Source organism: Sphingobacterium sp. JUb20 (genome assembly GCF_004342035.1).
Lineage (GTDB): Bacteria > Bacteroidota > Bacteroidia > Sphingobacteriales > Sphingobacteriaceae > Sphingobacterium > Sphingobacterium anhuiense.
On the sequence record NZ_SLYV01000006.1, the window covers coordinates 12547 to 24746 of the forward strand.

The 12200-nt window shown below is 37.7% G+C and carries 13 protein-coding genes and 1 pseudogene; 3 read left to right on the forward strand and 11 right to left on the reverse strand.

The genetic code is table 11. The features are described 5' to 3' along the window. Positions 1–5: 5 nt before the first annotated feature. Positions 6–1157 carry a type II secretion system F family protein gene (locus tag EDF66_RS11180; protein WP_132842704.1) on the forward strand — a complete coding sequence of 384 codons (1152 nt, stop codon included), beginning with the start codon at positions 6–8 and terminating at the stop codon, positions 1155–1157. Positions 1158–1279: 122 nt separating this feature from the next. On the opposite strand, the gene EDF66_RS11185 is transcribed toward EDF66_RS11180, so the two are convergent. Genes EDF66_RS11185 through EDF66_RS11210 form a run of 6 tightly spaced genes read right to left on the reverse strand, consistent with a single transcriptional unit; the run spans position 1280 to position 7454 of the window. Further along, positions 1280–1831, reverse strand: coding sequence for a hypothetical protein (locus EDF66_RS11185; protein ID WP_132842705.1), 552 nt, complete (start codon positions 1829–1831; stop codon positions 1280–1282). Next, on the reverse strand, positions 1809–3044 hold the full coding sequence (locus EDF66_RS11190) for a hypothetical protein (protein WP_132842707.1): 1236 nt from the start codon (positions 3042–3044) through the stop codon (positions 1809–1811). The genes EDF66_RS11185 and EDF66_RS11190 overlap by 23 nt, the downstream gene beginning before the upstream one ends. Positions 3045–3052: 8 nt before the next feature. Then, complete coding sequence (locus EDF66_RS11195; RefSeq protein ID WP_243656031.1) at positions 3053–5041, reverse strand: secretin and TonB N-terminal domain-containing protein; 1989 nt, start codon at positions 5039–5041, stop codon at positions 3053–3055. A gap of 2 nt (positions 5042–5043) precedes the next feature. Further along, a complete protein-coding gene (locus tag EDF66_RS11200) occupies positions 5044–6483 on the reverse strand; it encodes a GspE/PulE family protein (RefSeq protein WP_132842709.1) in 1440 nt (479 codons plus the stop codon). A gap of 37 nt (positions 6484–6520) precedes the next feature. After that, positions 6521–7036, reverse strand: coding sequence for a hypothetical protein (locus EDF66_RS11205; protein ID WP_132842711.1), 516 nt, complete (start codon positions 7034–7036; stop codon positions 6521–6523). 1 nt (position 7037) lies between these two features. Continuing rightward, entirely contained in the window at positions 7038–7454 is a 417-nt protein-coding gene (locus EDF66_RS11210; RefSeq protein ID WP_132842713.1) for a type IV pilin protein, read from the reverse strand. Between the two features lie 410 nt (positions 7455–7864). On the opposite strand from EDF66_RS11210, the gene EDF66_RS26600 reads away from it, so the two are divergent. After that, positions 7865–8107 (forward strand): IS3 family transposase, encoded by a 243-nt coding sequence (locus EDF66_RS26600; RefSeq protein WP_410528407.1) that lies wholly within the window; start codon positions 7865–7867, stop codon positions 8105–8107. A gap of 34 nt (positions 8108–8141) precedes the next feature. After that, positions 8142–8270, forward strand: a complete 129-nt coding sequence (locus tag EDF66_RS26325) for a helix-turn-helix domain-containing protein (protein WP_243656032.1) — start codon at positions 8142–8144, stop codon at positions 8268–8270. 140 nt (positions 8271–8410) lie between these two features. Here EDF66_RS26325 and EDF66_RS26330 read toward each other — a convergent pair whose 3' ends face one another. The 5 genes and pseudogenes from EDF66_RS26330 to EDF66_RS26610 form a co-directional block, all read right to left on the reverse strand. Then, positions 8411–8680 (reverse strand): hypothetical protein, encoded by a 270-nt coding sequence (locus tag EDF66_RS26330; protein ID WP_243656033.1) that lies wholly within the window; start codon positions 8678–8680, stop codon positions 8411–8413. A gap of 180 nt (positions 8681–8860) precedes the next feature. Continuing rightward, positions 8861–9388: a hypothetical protein gene (locus EDF66_RS11225; protein ID WP_132842715.1), complete on the reverse strand. Its 528-nt coding sequence runs from the start codon at positions 9386–9388 to the stop codon at positions 8861–8863. Positions 9389–9974: 586 nt separating this feature from the next. After that, positions 9975–10706, reverse strand: coding sequence for a hypothetical protein (locus tag EDF66_RS11230; protein WP_132842717.1), 732 nt, complete (start codon positions 10704–10706; stop codon positions 9975–9977). A gap of 185 nt (positions 10707–10891) precedes the next feature. Continuing rightward, complete coding sequence (locus EDF66_RS26605) at positions 10892–11215, reverse strand: transposase (protein WP_132843051.1); 324 nt, start codon at positions 11213–11215, stop codon at positions 10892–10894. 163 nt (positions 11216–11378) lie between these two features. Then, positions 11379–11807 (reverse strand): annotated as a pseudogene (locus EDF66_RS26610) (Crp/Fnr family transcriptional regulator); the annotation flags it as partial. Positions 11808–12200: the final 393 nt, after the last annotated feature.

A 12200-nucleotide genomic window follows, 5' to 3' on the forward strand; every position in this document is an offset into this window, starting at 1 on the left:
TTGTTATGCCACAAATTGACATATCAAAATATAAAAAAAACAAAAAGACCCCAGCTTCTAGTTCTGGAGATCAGAAAGATTTTGATCTGATGGGTTTTCTGAACCGTGATATCTCTTTTGGGAACGGACAACTTTCCGATAAGAAAAAGGAAGAGTTTTATCTCGAGTTCAGTACATTACTGCTGTCGGGTGTAGATCTTAAAACGGCCTTTGATCTGCTTTTATTAGACCATAAAAACAACAAAGACGGCAAAACATTCCATGCCATCAAAGAAGCTGTTTTAAAAGGTGAAAGCTTATCTGAAGCGATCCAAAATAGCGGACGTTTCAGCAGCTATGAGTACTTCAGTATCCGAATCGGTGAGGAAACAGGAAAATTGGGTGAAGTGATGAAAGAATTAGGTTCTTTTTACAAAAGTAAGATCAGTCAACGTCGTAAGATTGTTTCTGCCCTCACCTATCCAGCGATCGTCATGACGACTTCATTGGGGGCTGTTTTCTTTATGCTAAAGTTTGTGGTGCCGATGTTTGCCGACGTTTTTACCCGCTTCGGAGGAGAGCTTCCTGCTATTACGGCACTTATTTTAAATATATCGCTATTTTTAGACCGTACGTTCTGGTGGGGTGTCCTTATTGTACTGGGGATATTTCTGTTTTTCTACGTCAATAGAAAGAAGTTATGGTACCGAAAATGGTCGTCCATCATTCAGCTGCGTTTACCATTATTTGGAGATATCATTCGCAAGATTCATCTTGCCCGATTTGCCAATACGATGCGCTTGCTGGTCAGTACCAATACACCATTGTTGCAATCTATCCAGCTTGTACAGCAGATGACCGATTTTTATCCGATTGCACACTCACTTCAGGAGACCGAGCAGTATATCTTACAGGGAGAATCGTTACATGCGTCACTCGCTAAATTCCCCTTTTATCCGGCCAAGACTGTTCAATTGATCCGTGTTGGAGAAGAAGTTAACCGACTTGATTTCTTTTTTGAGAAAATTTCTAGTCAATTGACTGAGGAGGTTGAATATAAGACATCAACCTTATCCAGTTTACTGGAACCCTTTATTATTATCTTTTTAGGCTTGGTTGTGGGATTGATTTTGATCGCTATGTATCTTCCAATGTTCCAAATGAGCAACAGCTTTTAGACTAAAAAAAACGACATAGAATCTTACTGGGCGCGCTTAAAAATATCCGAGATCGAAATGCTGGTTTTAAAATCTATTAAGTCATTTGCTGTTTATTAATTAGAAAATGTTAGGCTCGTCCCTTAGTGATTATTCACTAATGTTTTAAATCCTAGGTCCCCTTCTATAACTTTCTTTTGATCGGGGCTAACTTTCTTTGTGTCCATTTTAAGATTAACAGCAGATAGATATCCTAAGGTGGTTATTTTCTCCAGTTCACTGATAGACTGTACGATGGCACGATAATCTCCTTTTATGGTCAGCGTCTTATTTCGTACCGCAGTAGTATCGCTCTGCAGCTGTGCTCCTTTTGCTGGACGATTGTTGAAATAGACCTGTATTGCAGGACTGTTGACAGCACGGCTTGCGTTAGATAGAAAATTATCATTCCAGCTTGTCGAATCTGTTTGATATACCTTTGCCAGGCTATCCATTATTTTTGCTTTACTGACAAGTTGGTATTGCGCATTATGACTCACATCATTGCCGACCTGTGCGGACAATTGCTTGTTGATCTGATAGGCATTGTACGTTTTCTGAAAGGCAAGAATCCATCCCAAGAGCAACATCAGTACTACTCCTGCATAAAGCAATTTGTTCCGCTTTTTATAATCAATTTCCTTCCACTTGATCATTGTATTCTATTTTTAACGTAAAAGCTTCACTTGTTTCGCCTACCTGTTTACTCCCGTATTCTTCGATATTAACTTTCTCGATCCATTTATAGTCTTTTAGACCCCGAATCCATTCATTCAAAATATTTAAGGACAAACAGGTGCCTTTTATCAATAGCACCTGCGGATACTGTACAGTTTTGTTTCCACTTACTTTTTGCTGTGGATTAATCTGTATCTGTGTCAAATTGATCGAACTGAAATTACGCATTGAAGCGCCGATCTTATCTAATAGAAATGCTTTTGAGACACCTCCATTCCAGCCGATCTGCGTAATTAGTTCTTCATTTGTTTTAATCTCCTGTTCGATCTTACCTAAATCCTTAACCGTTGACTGCTGTGTACTGACCCGATTGCCCAGGCTCTCATTTTCTGTATAGTACATATTGAACAGCAACGCATTTACCATCAAAAGAAAAAAGAATACACCTATAAATATTAAGAGGTTTGTTTTAAACTTCTTTTTTTCTATTGCCGTTACAAAGGCATCTTTAACCGTCGGTTCTTCAAGACTATAATCCTGCAGATCTTTAGCCATTAAAGCGCTAAACGCGGCAGCATAGGCCATGACATATTCCTGCTTGATGGGCTGGTCACCAACTTTAATAGCGAATGTACTCGTATGTGTGTCACTGTAAGAATAGTGTTTCCACGTTTCTTTGTCAGTATCAATTTCGATAAAATGCTTGTCCAGTGTATAGCGATTTTCATAACTGTTGAGCTGGGCTAAAATATGATCCAAGATAAAGGGACCTATTGATACCGATATGATGGTAAAGCCTTCTTGTAGGAAACGCTGTATTAAGTTGCCGACATAGTCTTTCCTCACAAATGCGTACCAAGAGCGATCTTTGCCCTGCATCTCCTGCTTGAAAAAACGCTCAGCATCGTAACTTGGGAAAATATTCTTGATGGATTCGTCATCGACAATCTGACCTGTATATTCTTTGAAAAGTACCTGACGGCTATCAATATGTAAGGACACCGGAACAAGCTTATCTTTTACTGTGGACAACTTTTCCCAACCCAGATAAGTTACTGTATTTTCAATTTCCAGGCTATCTTTTGTGCGCTGTATGGTACAGCATCGGAAAATCTCCTGATCACCTTCCTGGCGATAGGATATTCCCAAATACTGCGATAACTGGTAAAATTGCTTCAGGCGCTCTAGCATGTTCTTGTTTAATAAATAATCGTAGCCTTAATAAACACAACCGAAACTACTTTTTTCGTTGTTTTCTCGCGGCTACTGAATAACCATTTCAGAATCGGAATGCGCGATAAAATTGGAATACCACGCCCGCTGTTGCCGTTTTCTGTCCGCTCAATACCACCCAAGACAATCATATCTTCATTACGTGCACGGATGATGGATTCAAATTTACTGTTCGAAGTTGGTGGCGGTTCATTTTTCGCTACTGTACCAATGAAATCTGATATATCGACATTAATTTTTAGCGTAATCTGATCATCTCCGGAAATGACAGGCCAAATATCAATTTTTAAATTTGCCTCCACAGATTTGAACTCGTCTGTGGTCACCGTTGTTGTTTGTAAGGAAGGAATTATATTTTGTGTTTGAACTTTGTAATATTGTTTGCTTCCTATACTCAGACTAGCGTGGTGGCCATTTAATGTTGAAAGCTTTGGTACCGACCGCAATTCCACATTTTTATTTTCTTCCAATGCCTGCAAACGGACATAAAAATTAGGTGTTACCTTTCCAATATTAAAGGAATTGTTCTTCCCTAATTGCGATAGAAACCGATTGATGGATCCGGAACCAAATACCATTCCATCAGCTATACTTCCGCCTACTTTTGGAATGGAATCTGCCACACCCATGCTGATCCCTGTTTTTAAAGTATTCCCTTTTTGAATATCCAGCATGGTGACTTCAATCAGTACCATCGGCACCATCTTATCCAGTTTTTTAATGTACTGTTCGATCTCTCGGATCTGTGGTCCAGAACCTGATAACAGAAGCATGTTTTGTTCCCTGAATTCTTTAATCTCGACATCTTTACGCCAGTCCATCGGAATCATGGTCATCATGGTGTCAAGGGAACGGTGCTGTAAATGGATAATCTTGTTTTCACGTAGCCCTTCATTACGACGATTACCAATCAGGTACATTCCGTCATCAACCTTATAGGTATAAGGTGTCCCTTGGAAGATCGAAGTTAAAAACTGGTCAAATGAAATATCTTTTACACTCGTCGTGATACTACCATCGATTTGGCTGTAGATAAAATAATTTACGTTTGCTTCTTCTGAGGCACGTTTAATCAATTCCAAAATTGGAGTATTGGATGCCTGAATAGTAAACAGTTTTCCTTTACCGTTTTGGTTTTTGCCATACATCGCATAGTTTCCGGGCTGACCGCCCATTTGCTGTCCCCCCTGCATACCATTCATATCTCCCATACCGTTGTTCATGCCATTAGCTCCATTGTTCACATTCCCTGGACGGAAACGAACATCTGTCTGCTGGTCATCATTGATGAACAATTCTTCGCCTGGGATCAGCGCTTCAAACACATATACCTCGTCATTTGTCTTCTTATACTTCAGACCGTTTACATAGGCCAATTTTTCCAATGCCGTTTCAAATGGCGCTTCCGACATGAAGCCTGTTATTGTCTTTTGCAACAAGTTGGTTGGTACAATAAGGTTTTTACCCGAAAATGCACTTATCCGTTGCGCTACTTTAGATAAAGTATCATTTTGAAGATCGTAGCTCAATCCATTATTTTGCGGATTGTACTGCACTTTCACTTCTTTGGCTAGATAAACCGGACGTGCGTTCGGTAATTTATTAATTGACATAATCGACCCTATCACATTAATATCCAATCCATATGTCTTTGCAAGGAAGAACAAAACATTCTTTGCTGTTTCACCTGTGAAGTTATTCGCAATGCTGAAATTAACACTTGGATCAATGTTAATATTCAGATCATTGGACTGCGCCAATGCTCTGAGGAATTCCTGTGCAGATACCCCCGATACCGACAATTTTACTTTTTTCTCTAGCCCCGGCACTGTCATGGCCAATGCATCAAGTCGCTGCTGTACACGTTGAAAATTTTCGTCAGCCGTCTGTGCCATTCCTTTTGTGAATGCACATAAACTAACCAAAATAGTGATTATAATAATTTTAAAATTCATGTTTAATAATTGAACAGAAGCGGATAGATTTCTTCTAATGTGGTTTGCTGCTGGGCGAATAATTCAAATGCATTTTCCCCCAAAGTTTTAATTTTTCTTTCTTTTAGCAACTCATCGACCTGCATATTTCCTTTTTTAATTTCGTCTACGAGACCTTGATCCATTGGGATAATTTCATATACGGCTTTACGTCCCTTAAATCCGGTATAGTAACAGCTCGGACAGCCTACGGCTACGGCCTGTTGCTCGACATGAAAATAAGGCTTAAATTGTTTTGGATACTGCGCTTCCAGCATCGGCTGTATCTCCTTACATAAAGGACAAAGCGTTCTTACGAGGCGCTGCGCAACAGTTGTATTTAATGTATTTGCTATTAAAAAATTAGGTATTCCCATATCAATCAACCGTGAAACTGTTCCCCAAGCGGAATTCGTGTGAATCGTTGATAACACCAAGTGACCTGTCAGGGCTGCTCTGATTGCCATATTAGCAGTATCAGGATCCCTGATCTCCCCGACCATAATGATGTCTGGATCCTGACGTAAGAAGGTACGGAGCGCTGCTCCGAATGATAATCCGATGTTTTCTTTCAGCTGCACCTGATTAACGCCTTCGAGTGTATACTCGATGGGGTCTTCGATGGTGAGAATATTATTGGTTGTTTTATTGAGATGCTTTAAGGTTGCGTACAAGGTTGTTGTTTTGCCCGATCCAGTAGGCCCGCTGATTAACAGAATTCCATTTGGTTTCTTGACACCGTGAAGATAATTTTCATAATCTTCATCGGACATGCCCAAAGCGTCCAGCTGAAGATTTGTTGCATTGTTATTCAACAGACGCAATACGACTTTTTCCCCATGGAGTGTCGGCAATACGGAAACCCGAATATCGAACTGATCCTGATTTCTATGATAATGGATACGTCCATCCTGAGGTAGTCTTTTTTCTGCAATATCAAGATTTGCCATGATTTTGATCTTGTTGATCAAAGCCGGGTAATCTTCTTTCTGAAGGACATAGCGTTCCACCATCATACCATCTATACGTACCCGTACGCGGCAACGGTTTTCATATGTTTCAATATGAATATCACTACTTTTTAACTGCTTGGCTTCGAATATCAGGTTATCGAGGAAATCAGTATTGAAAACCAGATTTTTAACAAAATCCTGCTGTTCGGTTACTTTTTCTCCAAAATAATATTTATTGAGCCAAAGTTCGATCTGTGTTCCTGGAGTTTCTAGTAAGAAAATCTTTTCGTCAAACATGATGGCGAGTTCATCTTCGAGTGCACGTTTATCTCCAGCCTCGTCCATATAAAAGTGAATTTCGTTCTCTTTTATATCATACGGTATGACACGGTAATGCCATGCGATATCCCGTGAGATGCTATGCAGTATTTCGGATGAAAATATAGGTTCTTTCCCCACTTTATAATTCAAGTCTTTGTATAAGTCTAATGCGATAATCTATAGCTATTTATAGCTCTAATTTTTCTATTCCATTGATCAATAAGGTTTCCCAATCCAGCACATTCAACTTTTCCAAGGCCAAGCAGATTCCAAAAAGCAATGCCTGACAGCCCGCCAATGGAATACCAATATTGCTTTTTCGCCAGTTGGGCAACGCTGCGGTCATACCTAGGATTATAATGAGGCTGACCACATAAAAGATAAAAAAAAGCAAAAAAGGGAGATATAATGCTATGCATAGTAAAAATGCAACATCTCCCCAGCCCATTTTTTTATCCATTATCCGCCCCCACACACCCGTTTTGATCTTAAAGTAAAGCTGTAACACCGCAAACTGGATAAGCAGAAAAAGCAAGTTTATTGCGATCTGTCCGTCTAAAAAGACAGGTCTTAACTCCAACATTTTTAAGCATAAAAGGCTTATTCCTAAAACAGGAAAAAGCCAGGTATACACTGCACGCATTTTAAAATCAAAAAAGGCTATCGCTAACAAACAGCTGTAGATGGTTGCTTGCACCAACATGTTAATCTGCTGTTACTTCCTTTAGATTTTTATCTTGATCTATTTCCCAAACATTAAAAACACCATCCCCATCGAAATCTACAACTGCAGTTGCTCTTCCTAAAAATGAGTTCTGATCTGCCTGTACAACTTCAATACGGTAATTAGCTTTACCATCATTTCCATCCGTGCTTAACTTTTCCTGTATGAAGCCGATGTCGTCCAGCGAAGTGCTATATTTAGATTTTTCATAAAAATAGTTTTTTTCTAGGGTCTGAAGATGCTGCAGCTGCAATTTAGCTTCTGTGTTTTTCGCCTTTGTAATCAACGGCATTAAGTTTGGTAATGCTAACAATACCAAAATACCGATAATGACCATTACGACCAGAATCTCGGTCAAACTATATGCTTTTAATCTCTTTTTAAGAATTCTTTTCACATCTGAATATTTAGGTACTGCTAATATAAAGCTTTTAGTCAAAAAGAAAAATTAATTACGGATTGCATTTTAAAGAAAAGTTCTTATTTGTCGCTAATAATTCCACAGTGCGCTTGTAAAGTCTAATATATTATCAGTTCCGTACTAAATAAACTTTAGGAGACGTTTTTCCATTGAAAAAACAGCTATTTTTAGATCATTTCAATTTTGACCCCATTTTTTAGTCTTAAAAGATCTGTAGCTGTCCATGTTCACCTATAACAGGTGCCCTGATAAAAATATCATATCCATTGCCAGATATTTATTTTCACGAAGATATTCATCCTGATAAACCCGGTCAAATTAGACAGATTCCAGTTGGAATAGCTACATCTGACAGGAGACTTTTTTAAGGAGATATATTAATTAAAATCGAGTGTATATACCATCATAAGTTTATCGACAGAGAAAGTGCAAAGTTAGAGGTGTTCAGGTACATCGAAGGATTTTACCATACCAAAAGGATACATTCTGCTATTGGGTATAAAACGCCAAATCAAATGGAATCGTTTTATCACTCAAAACAGAAATTAGCAGCATATAAAGTCTCCACTTTTAAGTTGCAATTCCATCGATACCATGCTCACAAAAAAGAAGTTCAAAGATTTTTTTAACAATAACATAGCCGCTCTATAGCGGTACAATATTATGGCAGAGACAATTAATATCGGAAGCAAGATCGGACGGATCAGGGAACTAAGAGGTATCAAACAGGAAGTACTTGCCGCAGAACTGGGCATCAGCCAGTCGGCCGTGTCCCATAATCGAGCAGAGTGAGTCCATTGACGAGGAAAAACTGCAGCGCATAGCAGAGGTACTGGGCGTCAGTGCAGAGGCCATCACAAACTTTATCGAAGAGGTGCTTGTATTCCATATCCAGAACATGCACGACAATGCCACTGCGTACGCCTATAACTTTAAGTGCAACTATAACCCGCTCGATAAAGTGGTTGAACTCTATGAGCGGCTGCTGGAAAACGAAAGGGAAAAGGCAAGATTGATGCCAAATGGTTGTCTGAAACTGTTTCCACAACACGTCCACGCCTATCATAATAGTTCACTGTCAATAAGGGCAGTGTGCCGTCGTCCTTACGTACTCTTGATCCAGTCTGTAAACCTTTGACCATACAGGTACTGTCGCCGAGGTAGCTGTTATAAAATTGTCGCTGATCAGTTTTACCATACAATTTGTTAACAAAATGATAACATTTTTAGTTTCCTTCAGTTTTAGGGGATTTACAATCTGTATCGTAAACAATGGTTTTTTAGACTTGCTGACCAACCATTGCATAATCCGTATCCATAGATAAACAAATGAAATTTTATATGAGAACCTGATTAATTACCTATTTTGGATCTGACGTAGATTATACTCCAAGCATCATTCTATAAAAATCATAATATGATTTACCTCCTGCCATATCGCCAAATTCTTCAGCCATTTGAATATTCAATTCTACATTCTCGTACAAATCCACTTCAACAGCCCTTTTTTCAAGAAAAAGTGCCGCATTAAAAATGGCTGATAAAAAGTACCTATCATTTTGTGCACAATTAAATAGCAGATCGTCAAATCCGGACTCCAATAAAACTACAGCATCGGTGATAATATCAATTGCTAGGTCATGTTCGTTAGCCTTTCCAAAATATATAAAATTGCCACTCTCTTCCGTTTTTGCAGCCAAGGTGACCATTCCAATTTCTAAATGTGAACAGTCGTAATTTTCGACCAATTCAACTATTGCGTACTGAGATTCGATACTTAGTGCCTTCGGCAAAATGATATATGCTCTTTTTATATCTTCAATAAACTCATCTGACACTCCCTGTTTTTTTAATAAACTAGCATCAATCTCAATACTTCTCAACTTTTCAACAAATTCGGCTGCTTCCATCTGTGTATTTAATGATTTTAATATAATTGTTGTAAATATTGTCTAGCTGCCTGCCCCTCATACTTTATTACTTCGTATGTATCAATCTTGTTAATACCTTCGTATTTTCCAGTAGATTTATTATACTGATAATCCTCATATGTTGTGTAAGTCGCCTTCTGACCTACAACATTCCCTTTTCCATCTTTCAAATTCGCTCTTCCTGTTACCTAAAAATATTGTTTCGAATCATTATCGAAATATAGAGTATTCATCTCATTACCAGCTGTAAATTGCATGCCTAATGCATGTGGATCGTCACTAAATATATCGAACATTGTCTGTGTTCTCTATTACAACAAACTTCTATATATTTGAACAAGTTCATGCTCATGTGCCCTTTTGATACTAATATGTAGGCATATACGTGCTTTGATTTTAATGACTTAAAGAAGCTCTCTGTATCTGGTCTAGTAGAAGGAGAATCTATCACATAAATCTCTCATAGAACCGATAATATAGGCACCAAATCTGAAATGTCCGCGTTACATATAAAATAGTGGAAGTATTCATTCTTGTTCATTCGATTTATAAGTTATACGTTTGACTAGTATAATTGCCTAGCATCAACTTTTTCATACTGGTCATACGTTTTTAACATATAATCTTTTCCAAAATTCCCTTTAAACACCTTCACCTCGGCAGTCATTTCTCCCGGAAAGTTCCCTTCCCATTCCATAAAAAACAGATTCATAAACCGCGAACCCCATTCCTCATTCTCGAACTCAGCATCATTAAATGAACCACCAGGGGTCATTAAAAGGAAAGGAACTGTTACCTTAGCCTTTTCCCATTTAACAAATTGCTTAGCATTAAAAATATTACCGAGAGACAATAGCCCATTAAAATAAATAGTTGAGAGTACAAACAAAATACTTATATAGAAAAATTTAGAACTTGACTTTAGCATATTATTTTTTTGGGTCATTATTAATTTAATATTGAAAGCCGAAATTACTCCTCCGATAAAGGCTCCCCAAGGAAGAAAATACCAATCATTTTTTAAGTGGACTTCGTCAAACATCATTAATGCAAAACACAAAACACACAAAATAAGAGGAATTATTAGTTCCAAAGGCATTGCCTGTTCATACTTCAGCCAAGTTCTAAAAAATAAGAACAACTGGATTCCAACCAAAATCCCATACACTAAGATGCTATATTGATTGAACAGGACAGAGCTAAGACAGTAGAAAATAATCGCTATAAAAAAGCTTAAAATCGTAAATATCACATAATTTCTGTCGGCAAACAGTTCCAGTTTTTCAAAAAAATTCATTTTGGTTATTAAAATTGATTATAACTCCAATTTAGCTAAAAATTAATTAAATAGCAAAAAAATGCACTATTCTATATTTCATCAGTATCGTCCTAAATAAATTTTAGACCCATAAAAATCCCTATCTACGGTTGTTTCCATGCAGATTTTGTTGTTACTCTCCGAATCACCCCTCTCTGTCCCTTTCAGAACAGGTTAAACTGTCCATTTTGATCTGGTAGTTTTCCCGAAATAAATGGGTCGTCAGCCCATTTCCACAGATCAATCTTCACGAAGATATTCAGTCGTATGAAATTCACCAGATTGGACAGGTTACAGCCATATTTCGCCCGCTTATGAATATATTTGAAGAGCAATATCCCGATCAGGGCTGTCCAAATATGGATGTAAACGGCATTCTCGGAGGTGCCTACAAAACTGGTGACCTTCAACCGCTGCTTGAGGTGTTTAAAAAACGTCTCGATCTCCCAGCGCTCTTTGTATATGATATTATTTTGTTCGCATGGCAGGCGATTGAATCACTTCCATCCTCAATAAATTTAGGATGAAAGTGATAAATTTTAAATCGAAAAAGCGGGCTGAGGTTCATTCACTATCTAATTTTTATCTGTGAATCCGTAAATCATCTTTAAAAATTTACATTTTTTTTGAACGGATTCGACTTAGCGTCGACTACGTGATACCTAAATATGAGGAAATGATTCCTAATGATACTCTTTTGATAATGTCTGGATGCCTTTCTAATAGGCGATTAAAACGGTTCTTAGCACTAAAGACCCTAAACTCATTTGCCTTTTTTTCGCTCTTAATGTAATACATCTCGGTTAATATCCTGCCAATAAAATTGAATTCCGGAAATGTATTATATAGAAACTGTAAATTGTCGTGACTTAATACAAGCAAAGAAGAATCCTCTAGCGTTTCAAGTACTTCAAAAGATTTTTGTTGGCTAAAGAAACTTAATACAGAAATAGCCAAGTCCCCTTCGAATAATACCCAAGACCTTATGTCTTTACCATTACTATAAGCATAATATGATCGTACACCCCCTTTAATTATGAAAAAAGATGACTTTTGAGTCTCACCAAGGTTGAGTAGAGCATGTTTTTTTTTAGCTGCAACATATAGCTGTTTTTTTAATTACAGAACTAAGTCCAACAAGCTGAGCTAATAAAAGCTGCCAAGACAATAGGTGAAAAATTTACATCATCCGATTTTTAAACTCCTATGCCCGCTGGAGTTACTCATGTAAAACATATTCGTAATTTTGAAGAAACTAAGTCAAATTTTTATGTAATACATCTTGGCTTAGGAAATAAATTGTTGCAAAAATCAATCAACTTGCAGATTCTGAAAATTATGTAGACCTGATACTACGTGGCTATGTGCAAATTCAGGGATAAAGACTAGCTTGGTTCCTGAAAAGAATATCGCTCGAAATAGAATAGTTATAAAAAATAAAGCCTTGGAAACTTCTAGTCTAACCTAAACTAT